The sequence below is a fragment of the Ovoidimarina sediminis genome (assembly GCF_032586175.1).
Classification (GTDB): domain Bacteria; phylum Pseudomonadota; class Alphaproteobacteria; order Rhodobacterales; family Rhodobacteraceae; genus Ovoidimarina; species Ovoidimarina sediminis.
The window spans coordinates 76215-90944 of record NZ_JAWHTE010000016.1 but is presented as its reverse complement, the minus strand read 5'-3'; the positions used below and the strand labels follow the sequence as shown (position 1 = coordinate 90944).

Below are 14730 nucleotides of genomic sequence, written 5' to 3'. Positions count from 1 at the left end.
TTGGCGGAAATACTCCGGGGGTTTGGGGGCAGCGCCCCCAACCGGTCGGCGCGCCGCAAGGCGCGTCGAACCACTTAAGGCAGAGGGCGCAGCGTCTCGCGCTCCACGATCCGGCACCCGAAAAGCCGTGTCTCCGGTATCCTCCCGGGATCCGTCAGCATCGCCACCACAAGATCGATGGAGCTCTCCACGATCTCCGGAATGGGCTGCCGGATCGTGGTCAGCGCGATGTTCTCCCACCGCGCCATCTCCATGTCGTTCAGCCCGATGATCCCGACATCCCCGGGGCAGGACAGGCCCGCCGATTGCACCGCACTCAGCGCCCCGATCGACAGAACGTCGTCGCCGCAGAAATAGGCCTCCGCCCGGTCCGTCATCAGCTGCTTCGTCATCTCGACCCGGCCCGCATCGAAGGAATAGGCACTGGCGAAACTGTGGCTCGCCTCGATCTCCGGATGCGCCGCCACCACCTCCGTGAAGCCCCTGAAACGGTCCTGCGTCGAGGTCGCGCTTTCGGGGCCGCCGAGGAAGGCCACGCGGGTATAGCCGCGGGCGATCAGCGTTTCCGCCGCCATCCGGCCGCAGGCGATGTTATCGATCCCGACGACATGCACTTCAGGGGCGCTTGCGAACCGCCCGAAGGAATGGACGACGGGCATGCCCGCGTCGCGGAAGGCGCGGGCGAAGGCGGGCGACAGGGTCGACGAGGCGACGATCACCCCATCGACGGAATACTGCCTGAGCAGGCGGACGGAGTTTTCCGGATCGGTTTCGTCGGTGAGGTTCACCAGAAGCGGCCGCAGCCCCCGGTCCTGCAGCCCGCGGGTGAACCGGTCGAAGACTTCGAGGAAGATCGGGTTGTGGAAGTTGTTCGAGATCAGCCCGATCAACTTCGTGCGCCCCGTGGTCAGCGAGGAGGCGAGCGCGTTCGGGTGATAGCCAAGCTCGGCCGCCGCGCGCTCCACCTTCCGCCGCGTCTTGAGCGAGACCGATGCGCCTTCGGTGAAGGTGCGCGACACGGCGGAGCGTGACACGCCCGCCCGCTCTGCGACATCCTTCAAAGTGACGGCCATGAACCCCTCCCTGATCGGGATATGACAGACGCTCTGCCCCGGCTTTGTCAATCATTTTTGCAACCGGTTGCAAAAATGATTGACCTGTGCTTTGCTCCGACTCGGGTAGAGGCGGGGAACCGCCCCCTGGATCGATCCGCGGACACTCACCGCAGAACTGGGAGGACGAGAATGAAGACAATCCTGAAAACGATGGCCGTTGCGACCTTGGTTGCCACGGCGCCGCTCATGGCCCTGGCCGAAGGCGAGCGCTATGTGCTCGTCAGCCACGCGCCCGACAGCGACACGTGGTGGAACACGATCAAGAACGGCATCGCGCTTGCGGGCGAGCAGGTGGGCGCCGAGGTCGAGTACCGCAACCCGCCGACCGGCGATATCGCCGACATGGCGCGCATCATCGAGCAGGCGGCGGCCTCCGGCCCCGACGGCATCATCACGACACTCGCCGACTTTGACGTTCTGGCCGGTCCGATCCGGGATGCCGTCGATCAGGGCATCGATGTCATCATCATGAACACCGGCACGCCCGAACAGGCGCGTGAAGTCGGCGCTCTGATGTATGTGGGCCAGCCCGAATACGATGCCGGCTTCGCCGCCGGTCTGCGTGCCAAGGGTGAAGGCGTGACGAAGTTCCTTTGCGTGAACCACGCGATCCAGCAGCCCACCGTGGGCGAGCGCTGCCGCGGCTATGCCGACGGGCTCGGAATCGACCTGGGCGACGCGATGATGGATTCCGGAACGGACCCCGCGGAAATCAAGAACAAGGTCATGGCCTATCTTTCGGCCAACCCCGACGTTGACGGGATCCTGACGCTCGGCCCCGTCTCGGCCGACCCGACCATCGCCGCGCTTCAGGAAAACGGCATGGCCGGCGACATCCACTTCGGCACCTTCGACCTTGGCGAAGAGATCGTGAAGGCGATCAAGGCAGACATCATCAACTGGGGCATCGACCAGCAGCCGTTCCTGCAGGCCTACATGCCCGTCGTGATCCTCGCCAACTGGGATCGATATGGCGTGCTGCCGGGCAACAACATCAACTCCGGCCCCGGCTTCGTGACCAAGGACGGTCTCGCCAAGGTCGAGGAGTTTGCGGGCGAATACCGCTAAGACAAAACTCAAGGCGGGCGGTCGGATTTGACCGCCCGATTTGTATCCGACGTACGGCCAGGAGGAGGGAACATGGCGGATACGGCATCTCTTGACGAAAGAGTTAAGGAAATTTCTTCGCTGCGTAAGGCGCTGATCCGGCCTGAACTGGGCGGCATCGTCGGCACGGTTGCGGTCTTTACACTGTTTGCTCTTTTCGCCTTCGACAGCGGCATGTTCGCCGCTCAGGGCGTGCTGAACTGGTCGCTCGTTTCGGCGCAGTTCATGATCATCGCGGTGGGTGCCTGTCTTCTCATGATCGCGGGAGAGTTCGACCTGTCCGTGGGTTCGATGATCGGCTTTGCCGGCATGATGATCGCGGTGTTCGGCGTGGTGCTGGGCTGGCCGATGTGGATCGCCATTCTCATCACTTTCGCGATCTGCTGCGCACTCGGCGGGCTGAACGGCTGGATCGTGGTGAAGACCGGCCTGCCAAGCTTCATCGTGACGCTCGCGTTCCTCTTCATCCTGCGCGGTTTCACCATCTACATCCCCCAGACGATCGAGCGGAAGACGATCATCGGCGGCATTCGCGATGCGGCCGAGGGCGACTGGCTTGCCCCCATATTCGGCGGGAAGATCGGGCAGGGCCTGTTCCAGTGGATGGGCGATGCCGGGATCATCGAGGTGTTCGAACGCGGATCGCGCGAAGGGCAGCCGGTGGTCGACGGCATCCCGATGCTTGTCATCTGGGCAGTTGCGCTCATCATTTTTGGTCACATCCTTCTGACCCGTACGCGGTTCGGCAACTGGATCTTCGCCTCCGGCGGCGATCCTGAAGCGGCGCGGAACTCGGGTGTGCCGGTGAGCAAGGTGAAGATCCTGATGTTCGTCATGACCGCATTCTGTGCAACCGTTCTGGCGGTTTGTCAGGTGATGGAGTTCGGATCCGCCGGCGCCGATCGGGGCCTTCTGAAGGAGTTCGAGGCGATCATCGCGGTGGTGATCGGCGGCGCGCTTCTGACCGGCGGCTATGGCTCGGTTCTGGGGGCGGCGCTTGGCGCGCTGATCTTCGGGGTCGTGCAACAGGGGTTGTTCTTCGCAGGCGTCGAAAGCTCGCTCTTCCGGGTCTTCCTGGGCGTGATCCTTCTCGCCGCCGTGATCCTGAACACCTACATCCGCCGCATCATCACCGGGGAGCGCTGAGATGAACACGCGAACCACCCACGAACCGATCATCCGGATGAAGAACATCGAAAAGCATTTCGGCAGCGTGATCGCGCTCGCCGGCGTGTCGGTCGATGTCTACCCCGGCGAATGCCACTGCCTTCTGGGCGATAACGGCGCGGGCAAATCCACCTTCATCAAGACGATGTCGGGGGTGCACAAGCCGACGAAGGGCGAGATCTTTTTCGAAGACAAGCCGATGCACTTCAACGATCCGCGGGACGCCATTGCGGCGGGGATCGCCACGGTGCACCAGCATCTCGCCATGATCCCGCTGATGAGCGTCAGCCGGAACTTCTTCATGGGCAACGAGCCGGTGAAGAAAATCGCGGGGCTGAGTTTCTTCGATCACGAGTATGCCAACCGCGTGACGATGGAGGAGATGCGCAAGATGGGCATCAACCTGCGCGGGCCGGACCAGGCGGTGGGCACGCTGTCGGGCGGGGAACGCCAGACGGTGGCCATTGCGCGGGCGGTGCATTTCGGGGCGAAGGTTCTGATCCTCGACGAGCCGACCTCGGCCCTGGGCGTGCGGCAAACCTCGAACGTTTTGGCGACCATCGACAAGGTCAGGAAGCAGGATATCGCGGTCGTCTTCATCACCCACAACGTGCGGCATGCGCTGGCGGTGGGCGACCGGTTCACGGTGCTGAACCGGGGCAAGACGCTCGGCACCGCGCAGCGCGGGCAGATCACGCCGGACGAGCTGCAGGACATGATGGCTGGTGGCCAGGAACTTGCGACGCTGGAAGGCAGCCTGGGCGGCACCGTCTGACGGCACACATCGCGGGCCGGATCAGGTCTCCATCCAGATCGTGACCGGCCCGTCATTCACCAGCGACACGGCCATATCGGCCCCGAAACGCCCCGTTGCGATCGGGATGCCTTGTGCCTGAAGGGCGGCGGCGAAATGTTCATAAAGCCGTTCGCCCTCCTCGGGCGATGCGGCATCGGAAAAGCCGGGGCGGTTCCCGCGCGAGGTGTCGGCGGCCAGCGTGAACTGGCTGACCACGAGGGCCGCGCCCTTCACATCGGTGACGGATCGGTTCATCCGGCCCTCGTCGTCGCGGAAGATCCGGAGTTTCGCGATCTTGGCGGCAAGCTTTTCCGCCTCCGCCTCTCCATCGCCCGCCATGGCGCAGACGAGGATCATGAGCCCGGGCCCGATTTCACCGATCACCGCGCCAGAGACAGTGACGCGCGCCTCGCTCACCCGCTGGACAAGGGCCCTCACGCCAGTTCCTCGGCCCAGGGCGGGTTTGCCCCGGCGCGGCTGACCGTCACCGCCGCCGCCCGCGCGCCAAGCGACAGGGCGTCGGCAATGGTCGTTTCGTCCAACGCATCAAGCGCGGGCTTCGTCAGCGCGCCGGCGGCATGAAGTGCGGCGAGGACGCCCGCGTTGAACGTATCGCCCGCGCCAACCGTATCGGCCACTTTCACGGGGCTCGAGGCGACGAAGGTGCTGCCCGAGGCCGTGACCCCGCGCGCGCCCTTCGCACCTTCGGTGATGCAGACGAGCTTCGGCCCCCGGGCAAGGATCTGCCCCGCCGCCGCGTCGATGTCGCCATCGCCTTCGAGCCAGGCAAGATCCTCGTCGGACAGCTTCACGATATCGGCGAGGCCGATCAGGCGCAGGATGCGGGCGCGGTAGGCCGCTTCGTCCCTGATGAAGGACGGCCGGATGTTCGGGTCGAGCATTATCACCCGCCGCCCTGCCTCGCGTTCCAGAAGCGCGGCATAGGCCGTGGCGCAGGGCTCCACCATCAGCGAGATGCCTCCGAAGAAGCAGGCCGTCACGCTTTCCGGCAGATCCGGCAGATCCGCGGGCGTCAGCATCCGCCCGGCGGTGTTCTCGTCATAGAACGCATAGCGCGCCTGGCCGTCGGTTAGCGTGACGAAGGCCAGCGTCGTCGGGCGGTCGGACCGGTGCGCAAGGCCCGCATCGACCTTGGAGGTCGCAAGCGCCTCTTCCAGAACGCTGCCGAATAGGTCGGTCGACAGCCCGCTGAAAAAGCCCGAGGGCGCCCCCAGCCGCCCAAGCGCGATTGCCGTATTGAAGACCGAGCCGCCGGCATAGGGCGCGAAAGCGGTTTCACCGTCCGCCGTTTCCCGCGGCAGCATGTCGATCAGGGCTTCGCCAGCGTTCAGTATCATCGGTTCTAGGCTCCCTTCGATCGGCAGATTGACGGCTGTCAAGAACGACCCGCCCGTGCCGCGATAGTCTTGCAGGGCCTTTCAACCATTCATCTCAAGAGGTGTCGAGATGGTAGAGAAATCCCATACATCCGGGTTCTGGCCGTCACTTTACGATCCGCTGCGCCATATGGGCGCGCGACTGGCGGAATGGATCGCCCCGGCGGCGGAAGCTTCGGGCAACGACAAGCATTACACGATCAGCGTGGAATTGCCGGGGGTCGCGGAGGAAGACATCGATCTCAGCGTCGAGGACGGCGTCGTGACGCTCAAGGGCGAAAAGAAGACCGAGCGCGAGGAATCGGGAGATACATGGTTCTTCTGCGAACGTCAGTACGGCAGTTTCAGCCGGTCGTTCCGCCTGCCGCCCGATGCCGATCCGAAGGGCGTCAGTGCCGAGTTGAAGGATGGCGTGCTGACCGTTTCGATCGCGAAACGCAGCCAGCAGGCGCCCGAGACCGCGAAAGTGAAGATCGCGCGGGGCTGAACGGATTCAGAACTGCCCGGTCTCGTTCAGGGCGTAGAAATAGCCGAAAAGCGCCGCCACGATCAGCCCGAGCACGACCGCAAAGGCGATCTTCCAGGCGGACCACGGCCGCTCGCCCTGAACGCGCCCGGTGCGGCCGTTCACCACGAAACGGTAGGTTTTCCCGCGGTAGCGGTAGGCGGCCATCCAGACGGGCAGAAGGATGTGCTTGAACGTCACGTCCCTGACCGTCGTTTCGATGTGGTGGATGCGCTGCCGGTCACCGCCGATGTCGAAGACCACATCGCGGCGGATCACCCGATCCATATGCTCCCGCGCGGCGACATAGGCATCGGGAAGTTCGATCTGGTATCCCTCGGCCCGAAAGCCCGCGATGAACTCGGGCTGGTACGGCTCCAGCGCGGCCAGATTCCAGGGCTCCAGCCCATCGGTGAAGCGTTTCGGCAGCGAGCGCGAGGCAAGGACCAGGACGTCGTCGAAAAACCGCGCCACGCGGCCCGAAACCCGGCGCCAGCGCACATGCATCTTCCGGTCCTTGCCCTTGCCCGTGTAATGGACGGTGCCCCGTTCGCCGTGGTACTGGGAAGCGGTGTCGGCATCGAACGTCCAGTAGGGCACATAGATGCCCGACAGGCGGCGGCCCTTCCGCGCATAGGCCTGAAGCCCGTTTGGCGCGAACCACAGGGAACCCAGCCAATCCGTCATCGCCTTTCGCGCGTCGCCTTCATCCAGCGCGAAGGGCAGAAGGCCCTTTGGCTTGATGTGCCGGTGAACGCCTGTATCCGTCACCACCGGTGTCGCGCAGAACGGGCATTCCTTTGCGTGAACCTCTTCGCTGAATTCGACCTGCGCCCCGCAATTGGGACAGGTCAGAACCCGGGTTTCCTCGATCTCCTGCTCCGGCAGGCGCTCGGCTATGGCATCCCGGAAATCAAGCTCGACGATCGTGCCTTGCCAGGGGGCGAGGGCGGAAATCTCCTCTTCATTCCCGCAATGGTCGCAGTGAAGCCGCCCGGTTTCCGGAAGATAGCGCAGGTCTGACCCGCAGGTGTCGCAGGGAAAGCGGTGCTCCTCTGCGGCCGGGGCGGGAAACGGCGGTGCGTCAGCCATCTGTGCCGGGCAGCGCCTTGCGGGTCATGCGCGTCAGCGTTCCGTCCTTCAGGACGTATTGGTGCCAGAGGGCGGCGACGGCATGACCAAGCGCGACGAGCATAAGGGCATTCGCGGCGAGTTCGTGAACCTCACCGAGATCCCGGATCCCGAGATACCAGGTCGTGGCCCCAAGCGCGGGCGCGGCGACCATCAGGACATAGAGAAGGCGGTGGCCCCAAAGCGCCGCAGCCGCCAGCGCGGGCGGCGTGCCCGCGACGGGGCCCGGCGCGCCGGAGGCAAGCCGCACGACGATGCGGATCAGCACCAGCGTGAAGATCGTGCCGCCGATCCATACATGAAGCGTGTTGCCCTCGATCCCGGTGGCACCCGACTGGATGCGCGCGCGCAGGGCATCGTCCATGTCGTCGCCGGTGAAATAGGCGATGACGATCAAGACCGCGATCAGCCAGTGCAGCGCGATCTGCAGACCGGAATATCCCGTGCGCGAGCCGGCCATCGGGCTCAGGCCCCGGGCGGGGGCGGGGGCAGCACCGTGAAGAGTTGGGCGAGCTCGGCCACGTCCTCGGCGCGCATCCAGCCATCCTGGCTCGGCGTCCAGACATAGGTTTCGCGGGTGAGCTTGCCCTCGCTGGCCATGCGCCCGAGTTTCGCTTTCGAGAACGGGCCCGACGTCTCACCGTTTTCGGCGATATGCCAGACATGCTCCACCGGTGGCGGGGGCGGCGGCGGCGCGGCCGCTCCGGCCCCCCAGGGCCCGCGCTGCGCCATCTGCGTGCCGATCGCCATGCCGAGCCCGGCGCCAAGCCCCGCGCCCATCCCGTCGGAGGCCGCGCCGCCCTTGGCGAGCGCCTCGGCGGTGGCGTATTGCGTGTACCGGTTCAGATCGCCCACCACGCCCATCGAGGTCCGCTTGTCGAGCGCTTCTTCCACGGCGGGTGGGAGAGAGATGTTCTCGATATAGAATTCGGGGATCGACAGCCCGTATTCGGCGATGTTGGCCGAAATCGCCTCGGCCACGATCCGCCCCAGATCCTTGGTGTTCGCGGCCATGTCGAGCACCGGAATGCCCGCGCCGGCGATCACGCGGCTGAATTCCTGTACGATGATGTTGCGGATCTGATAGCTGATCTCATCCATCGTGAATTCGCCGTCCGTGCCGACGATTTCGAGAAGGAACTTGGCGGGATCCGCGACTTTCACCGCATAGGTGCCGAAGGCCCGCAGCCGCGTTGGCCCGAATTCCGGGTCGCGCAGGATGATCGGGTTCTTCGTGCCCCATTTCAGATCCGTGAACCGCGTCGTGTTGACGAAGTAGATTTCGGATTTGAAGGGCGAGCGGAACCCGTGATCCCAATGCTGAAGCGTCGTCAGGATCGGCATGTTGTTGGTCTCGAGGAAATAGAGACCGGGGGTGAACACGTCCGCCAGTTGGCCTTCGTGAACGAAGACGGCCGCCTGACCCTCCCGCACTGTCAGTTTCGCGCCGTACTTGATGGCATGCCCCTCGCGCTCGAAGCGCCAGACCATCGTGTCGCGCGTGTCGTCCACCCAGTGGATGACGTCGATGAATTCGCCGGAAAGGAAATCGAAGATGCCCATGGGCTGTCTCCCTGTCAGGTCGTCAAGTTTCGCCGCCCATCCGTTCCGCCGCGATCTGGCGGACGATGGGTTCGGCTTCTTCCGCATCCATCCCTGGCTTCAGCCGCGGATCGTAGAGCATTGCCAGAAGCTCTTCGTCCATCCGGGTCAGCAATGCGAATTCCTCGTCATCGTTGAAGACGGAGGGTCGGGCGAGCGGGCTGTCATTCGACAACCCCATGCCCTGCGCCAGTTCTTCGTGGATGCAGGAGAGGCGGAGAAGATCGGGATGTTCGGCCCGGATCACGGCGACGGCGGTGCGATAGGTGCCGTCGTCTTCAGGATCATAGCCGATGACGAGGCAATAGCTCGACCGGGGCAGGTTCACCACGGTGTTCACCGCCGCCTTGTCGATGGTCGGGATGATGCGGCGAAGCTCGGGGCCCAGTTCGCGGCGGGCATCCTCGTCGACGATGAAGACGTGGAAGTTCGGATTGCCGCCAGCGCCCACCATCCGCACGGGATGATCCGTCACCCGTGAAAGGCGGCTGGCATAGGACATTACCGCCTGACGGTCCTTCGCCTCCTGCTCGGGCGGGATCGCGCCCCCGAAGGTCAGCGACATCCGGATCGGCTCTGCCCAGCGGTGCAGCTTGCTGGCCGTGGCCTTGGCCACGATGTGACCGCCGAGATTGGTGTATTCCTCGTACAGCGCGATCCGCTTGAACGTTTCTGCCAGCTGCGCAGCGGTGTAGGGCGTATCGCGCCCGCCACCGTCGGTGCGCAGAAGACCCTGCGCGACGAGGCTTTGCTGAACCCGGCCATAATAGTACTTCATACGCTGGCTTTCGCGCGACGCGACGACCGGCGGGGAAGGAAGCTGTGCAGCGCGATCCTGCAGGGCGCCCGACGGGGGAACCGTCGACCCCATGCAGCCCGAAAGCGCCGCTGCCACGAACGTGGCGAAAAGGCCGGTGCCGGCCCTCACGCTTCGGGCACGCTGGTGCCGGCGTTGGCACCCACCTTGTTGGCCCGGGATTTCGCCGCAGCCAGCGTTTCCTTCAGGTCATGCTCCATCTGCCGCAGATCCTCTTCCGCCTGCGCCCGCTTTGCCTTGCCTTCGTCGGCGATGGCAAGGCTTTCCTCGATCGTGGCGATCAATTCGGCATTGGCCGCCTTCACGGCCTCGATGTCGAAGACGCCGCGCTCCATTTCCTCGCGCACCGTGCGGTTGGCTTCGCGCAGGTTCTTGGCATTCGCGGTCAGAAGCTCGTTCGTCAGGTCATTGGCCTCGCGCACCGCCACGGCGGCCTCGCCGGAACGCTGGATCGTCACCGCCTGCGCAAGCTGGGTTTCCCAGAGAGGCACGGTGTTCACGAGGGTCGAGTTGATCTTCGTCACCAGCGACTTGTCGTTCTCCTGCACCAGCCGGATCGAGGGGAGCGACTGCATCGTCACCTGGCGCGTGAGCTTCAGGTCATGCACCCGGCGCTCCAGGTCATCGCGGGCGGCGCGCAGGTCGCGCAGTTCCTGCGCTTTCATGACGGCCTGTTCTTCCGGCGCGGCCTCCACCTCGGTTTCCTTGTGGGGAATGTCGTTCGTGTCGAGCCGGTTGAGCTTTTCTTCCCCCGCCGCGATGTAGAGCGCGAGTTCGTCGTAGAAGCCAAGCGTCTTGTCATAAAGGACGTCGAGCGACTTGATGTCCTTCAGAAGCTTGTGCTCGTGGCTCAGGAGGTTGTCGGTGATCTTGTCGATCTGGCCCTGAACCTCTTCGAAGCGCGCGGCGAACTTCGCCATGGGCGCGGCCTTGCCGGTCAGCCATTCCCACCAGCTTCGCTTCCGGCGCACATCGAGTTCCGAGACGGAAAAACCCCGGATCGTCGATACGATCTCGCGCAAGGAGTCGCCGGCGGGCCCCACATCCTTGTTGCGCACATCCTGCAGCATGGATTGCGAGATTTCCTGAAGTTCGGCCTGGGCCGACGAGCCGAACATCACGATCGACTGGGTGTTCGTCATATCCAGTTCGTCGATGCGCTTTTCGATCTCGGCGGCGACGGGGGCCTCGGCGCTGGAAAAGGGCACGACCTCCTGCTGGGGTTCGGGCAGCGTTACCGCGGTCACTTCCTGGACGATCGCGCCGGCTTCGGCGGCCTTTTCCCTGACAGTCTGTGTGCTCATTTACATTCTCCCTTTTCCGGGTTCCCTGGGTCTATCTATTCGGCGCGAATGCCGTCACGTTCAAGACGTTCGCGCAGGACGTCGATCTCGATATCGAGGTCTGTCCGGTCGTCCAGCAGCATCCTGCCCGTCTTGGCGGCAAAGCTGCGTTCGAGATCGTCAAGCAGGCCCTCGAAGCGCGCGCGTGCCTCCTCGTCGGGTTTGCGCGACCAGATCTCAGCGAATTTCCGGGCGGCATCCCGCGCGCCCAGAAGGTAGACGCCGAGGTACTTGCGCGCGCTCGTCAGATCGCGGGGGTCGTTTTCGACGGTCCGCGCCATCTCGCGCGCCGTTTCCGCGAACCGGTCGACCCGGTCGGTCAACTGGCGCAGGCCCAGGGGCCGGATCGCCGCGCGCATGTCGTCGAGGTGGCGGCCGGCCTCGTCCACCACCTTGGCGACTCGGTCGGACTGGTGCAGGTCGATCTCTTCGGAAAGCTTGTCCGTCATCGGATCGGGCCCGAAGGCGAAGGCGTGAAGCGCTGTGCCCAGGACGGCATAGATGATCGGGTTGACGAGGCTGCCCTCGGGCGAGAACCCGGCCAGAAACAGCCCGGCGCCGGTAAGCGCGCTGGCGAACAGCTTACGCGGGATCGCCGGCCGCCGTGCGGCCTTCTTGGCGTGGTAGGCGTCTTCGGCCCGGATGCCTTCGCGCGTCAGCCAGGCCGCGAGCATCAGCGTCGCGAAAGCCGCAAGCCCAAAAGCAAGCCCGACAGGCTCGCGCCAGAAGGCGGCGATCGCAAAGACGAACGGGAGGACGAAAAGAAAATTCACCCGCGCGCCCATGCGGGTCGGGCCGGCGCCGGTTTCGGGCCGCGAGGCGCCCGTGCCTGCCGCGCCGGGGCTGTATTTCCCGCCATAGCGCTGGGCCATCAGCCCGCCCCCTGGAAGGCAACGTAAAGGACAAGCGCCACAAGAAGCGCGAAGGCCGTCTTCTGCACGCCCGTCGCGCGATGCGCAGGCACCTGGGCCGCGTCGGGGCCCTGAAGGACGCGCCGCAGCCCGGCCAGCACGACGACAGCCGCAACGACCAGGACCGCGACGAGAATGACTGCGAGGGCTAGTCGCTGCATGATGTCTCCACCGTCACCATCACTTTAACATATAGGCCAATCCCAGCCGCGCCACCACAGGGCACACGCCCTGCGGGGAACACCCGGAAACACGGCCTAACGCTTTGGCTTCGGATGGTTTTTCGGCTTTCGCGGGGCGCCCTGGCCGGATTTTCCCCGTACCGGGCCCTTCGGTTTCGGGCGCTCCATCCCGAGTTGGTCGGCAAGAATCCGCGGCGCGACCTCGGACACCGCGCCGGCGGCGAGATCGCCCAGGCGGAACGGGCCATAGCTGATCCGGATCAGCCGGTTCACCTTGAGTCCGACCGCTTCCATCGCGCGCCGGATCTCGCGGTTCTTGCCCTCGCGCAGCGCGACGGTCACCCAGGCATTCGCGCCTTGCTGCCGGTCGAGCGTCACCTGCATCGGCTGAAAGCGTTCGCCGTCCACCGTCAGGCCCGCGCGCAGCGGCGCGAAAGTGTCGTCATCCGGCGTGCCGTTCACCCGCACCCGGTATTTCCGCACCCATCCGGTCGAGGGCAGTTCAAGCCGGCGCTTGATCCCCCCGTCATTCGTCAGAAGAAGCAGGCCCTCGGAATTGAGGTCGAGCCGACCGACACTCACCACGCGCGGCATCTCCGCCGGCAGGTCGTCGAAAATCGTGGGCCGGCCCTTTTCGTCCTGCGTCGTCGTCACCCGGCCCTGGGGCTTGTGGTAGAGCCAAAGCCGCGGCGGCTCCGGTGTGCCCACCGGTTTGCCGTCCACCGTGATCTTGTCTTTCGGCCCGACATTCAGGGCCGGGCTGTCGATCGGGGCGCCGTTCACCGTCACGCGGCCCTCGGCGATCATGCGCTCGGCTTCCCGGCGCGAGGCGATGCCGGCGCGGGCCAGAACCTTTGCGATGCGGTCACCCGGGGGCGGTTTGGGGGTGGTATCGGCCATGGGGCGCACATAACCGCTTCGGTGCGGCCTGTGAAGCGGAACCGGTGCGATGCTTGACGGGCAGGGGGCAGAGAGGCGATGTCGGGCCAATGGCGTTTCAGGATCATATGGGCCGCGCGCTGCAAGAGGCCGAGGCTGCCGCAAAGCGCGGCGAAGTTCCGGTGGGGGCCGTCGTCGTCGCACCGGACGGGCGGATCGTGGCGGCGGATGGCAACCGCACGCGGGAACTGAGCGATCCGACGGCCCATGCCGAGATCCTGGCCCTGCGCGCCGCCTGCGCGGCGGCCGGGTCGGAGCGGCTGCCGGGACATGCGCTTTACGTCACGCTCGAACCTTGCGCCATGTGCGCCGCCGCGATCGCCGCGGCACGGATCGCGCGGCTGGTCTACGGGGCGGAGGATCCGAAATCCGGCGGTGTGGCGCACGGGGCGCGGGTCTTCACCCACTCCCAGACGCATCACGTGCCGGAAGTGATCGACGGGATCGGGGCAGGGGACGCGGCGGATCTTCTGAAGACATTTTTCGCAAGGCGTCGCGCGTCCGGCGAATAGGGACGGCCCGAAGGCCGCCCCGATCTTCATCAAAATCTTGCCTTCGGGCCTCGATCGGCCGTCTGGCAAGCTTCCATGGCCGCATTTCCGGCCGATCACGAACGCGCGAAGAAACGCGTGGTCACCATGTCTGGCCAACGTAACGTGCAGATGACCCGCGCCAGTGACGCTCAGGCCGCTTCGGCGGGGTTCGCCTCAGGAAACATGCGGTCGTCGCCCGTCTCCTCTCGTTTCGCGGCGCGGGCGATGATCTCTTCTCGTGCCTGGCAGGCGATGTCCCACGATGTGTTCGGATCCGCGCAAGGCAGGCAGAACCAGACGTCCTTGCCGAAAACATCCTGATCCGCCACGCGCACCTTCACCTTGTCGAGATCGCCAAGTTCTTCCTGGTCCAGGCCCTCGATCACCTCATCGAAGACCGTGCGCAGCTCTTCCACGTCGGCCCCGTGCGCCATCTTGATCTTGATGATGCGAAGCATCTCGGGCTCCTGCATCGTCCAGTTCTCGAACGCCTCCGACACGAAATCCTCGACGGGAACGACAAGGCGCGTCCCGTCCCAGTCCCGCAACTGGACGAAGGTGAAGTTGATCCGTTCCACATGGCAGAGATGATCCTTGTAGACGATGCGGTCCCCGATCCGGGCAGACTGGTTCAGCGCGATCTGAAGCGACGACATGATGTTGCCCAGCACCCGGCGCGCCGCGAAGGCGAGGATCAGGGTCAGTGCCCCGGCGGTGCCGAGAATGGACAGGCCGAGGTTTTGCAAGAGGTTCGATGTCGTCAGAACGGTTCCGGCGCCGATCGCCACCGCGATCACGATCAATGCGCGCCGCGCGGCGGCAACCTTCGTCGCGACCGAGCGCTTGGTGCGCTCGGCGTTGCCGCTAAGGTCGGTGCCGTCGAAATCGACCAGCCGGTCGAGCAGCACGTCGATCGCATTGACGAAGAGCCACAGAACAGAGGCAGTGATGCCGATGGCGATCAGCGGGTCGAGCGCGGCGTCGATCCGCCCCGAGAAGACGAACAGCGTGGATGAGGCGACCGATACGATCGCGGTGACCGCCCCGAAGATCGCCGGCCCCCGCGTCGCTCTCAGGATCTCGGACACGACGCCGCGGTCGCTGACACGTGCGGCGGCGTCGAGGCCCCAGCGCACGACAAGCCCGATCAGAACCGCGACGGCGATGAGGATGGGCATGGCGAAC

Annotated in this window: 17 protein-coding genes; 5 read left to right on the top strand and 12 right to left on the bottom strand. The window is 65.1% G+C overall.

Annotated features, from left to right (window positions below):
- Positions 1-74: 74 nt before the first annotated feature.
- Positions 75-1073 (bottom strand): LacI family DNA-binding transcriptional regulator, encoded by a 999-nt coding sequence (locus RXV90_RS17490; protein ID WP_316650195.1) that lies wholly within the window; start codon positions 1071-1073, stop codon positions 75-77.
- A gap of 171 nt (positions 1074-1244) precedes the next feature.
- Between RXV90_RS17490 and RXV90_RS17485 the strand changes: the two genes are divergently transcribed.
- From RXV90_RS17485 to RXV90_RS17475, 3 genes are all read left to right on the top strand, one after another.
- Positions 1245-2183 carry a sugar ABC transporter substrate-binding protein gene (locus tag RXV90_RS17485; protein ID WP_316650194.1) on the top strand — a complete coding sequence of 313 codons (939 nt, stop codon included), beginning with the start codon at positions 1245-1247 and terminating at the stop codon, positions 2181-2183.
- A gap of 72 nt (positions 2184-2255) precedes the next feature.
- Complete coding sequence (locus RXV90_RS17480; protein ID WP_316650193.1) at positions 2256-3368, top strand: ABC transporter permease; 1113 nt, start codon at positions 2256-2258, stop codon at positions 3366-3368.
- A gap of 1 nt (position 3369) precedes the next feature.
- A complete protein-coding gene (locus RXV90_RS17475; protein WP_316650191.1) occupies positions 3370-4164 on the top strand; it encodes an ATP-binding cassette domain-containing protein in 795 nt (264 codons plus the stop codon).
- Positions 4165-4185: 21 nt separating this feature from the next.
- Here RXV90_RS17475 and dtd read toward each other — a convergent pair whose 3' ends face one another.
- Both dtd and RXV90_RS17465 read right to left on the bottom strand, forming a co-directional pair.
- Entirely contained in the window at positions 4186-4623 is a 438-nt protein-coding gene (gene dtd / locus RXV90_RS17470) for a D-aminoacyl-tRNA deacylase (protein ID WP_316650190.1), read from the bottom strand.
- Entirely contained in the window at positions 4620-5543 is a 924-nt protein-coding gene (locus RXV90_RS17465; protein WP_316650189.1) for a carbohydrate kinase family protein, read from the bottom strand. Before RXV90_RS17465 ends, dtd begins: the two co-directional genes overlap by 4 nt.
- Positions 5544-5652: 109 nt before the next feature.
- Between RXV90_RS17465 and RXV90_RS17460 the strand changes: the two genes are divergently transcribed.
- On the top strand, positions 5653-6069 hold the full coding sequence (locus tag RXV90_RS17460; protein ID WP_316650188.1) for an Hsp20/alpha crystallin family protein: 417 nt from the start codon (positions 5653-5655) through the stop codon (positions 6067-6069).
- Positions 6070-6075: 6 nt separating this feature from the next.
- Here RXV90_RS17460 and RXV90_RS17455 read toward each other — a convergent pair whose 3' ends face one another.
- From RXV90_RS17455 to RXV90_RS17420, 8 genes are all read right to left on the bottom strand, one after another.
- Positions 6076-7179 (bottom strand): TFIIB-type zinc finger domain-containing protein, encoded by a 1104-nt coding sequence (locus RXV90_RS17455; protein WP_316650187.1) that lies wholly within the window; start codon positions 7177-7179, stop codon positions 6076-6078.
- A complete protein-coding gene (locus tag RXV90_RS17450) occupies positions 7172-7678 on the bottom strand; it encodes a cytochrome b (protein ID WP_316650186.1) in 507 nt (168 codons plus the stop codon). Before RXV90_RS17450 ends, RXV90_RS17455 begins: the two co-directional genes overlap by 8 nt.
- Before the next feature lie 5 nt (positions 7679-7683).
- Positions 7684-8781: an SPFH domain-containing protein gene (locus RXV90_RS17445; RefSeq protein ID WP_316650184.1), complete on the bottom strand. Its 1098-nt coding sequence runs from the start codon at positions 8779-8781 to the stop codon at positions 7684-7686.
- Between the two features lie 22 nt (positions 8782-8803).
- Positions 8804-9748 (bottom strand): DUF2927 domain-containing protein, encoded by a 945-nt coding sequence (locus RXV90_RS17440; protein ID WP_316650183.1) that lies wholly within the window; start codon positions 9746-9748, stop codon positions 8804-8806.
- On the bottom strand, positions 9745-10941 hold the full coding sequence (locus tag RXV90_RS17435) for a toxic anion resistance protein (protein WP_316650182.1): 1197 nt from the start codon (positions 10939-10941) through the stop codon (positions 9745-9747). Before RXV90_RS17435 ends, RXV90_RS17440 begins: the two co-directional genes overlap by 4 nt.
- A gap of 35 nt (positions 10942-10976) precedes the next feature.
- Positions 10977-11852, bottom strand: coding sequence for a 5-bromo-4-chloroindolyl phosphate hydrolysis family protein (locus tag RXV90_RS17430; protein WP_316650181.1), 876 nt, complete (start codon positions 11850-11852; stop codon positions 10977-10979).
- Positions 11852-12052, bottom strand: a complete 201-nt coding sequence (locus RXV90_RS17425; RefSeq protein WP_316650180.1) for a hypothetical protein — start codon at positions 12050-12052, stop codon at positions 11852-11854. Before RXV90_RS17425 ends, RXV90_RS17430 begins: the two co-directional genes overlap by 1 nt.
- Before the next feature lie 96 nt (positions 12053-12148).
- Positions 12149-12973, bottom strand: coding sequence for a pseudouridine synthase (locus RXV90_RS17420; protein ID WP_316650179.1), 825 nt, complete (start codon positions 12971-12973; stop codon positions 12149-12151).
- Positions 12974-13062: 89 nt separating this feature from the next.
- On the opposite strand from RXV90_RS17420, the gene RXV90_RS17415 reads away from it, so the two are divergent.
- Entirely contained in the window at positions 13063-13524 is a 462-nt protein-coding gene (locus RXV90_RS17415; RefSeq protein ID WP_316650178.1) for a nucleoside deaminase, read from the top strand.
- A 170-nt stretch (positions 13525-13694) separates the two neighbouring features.
- On the opposite strand, the gene RXV90_RS17410 is transcribed toward RXV90_RS17415, so the two are convergent.
- Complete coding sequence (locus RXV90_RS17410) at positions 13695-14723, bottom strand: mechanosensitive ion channel family protein (protein ID WP_316650177.1); 1029 nt, start codon at positions 14721-14723, stop codon at positions 13695-13697.
- Between the last annotated feature and the right edge of the window lie 7 nt (positions 14724-14730).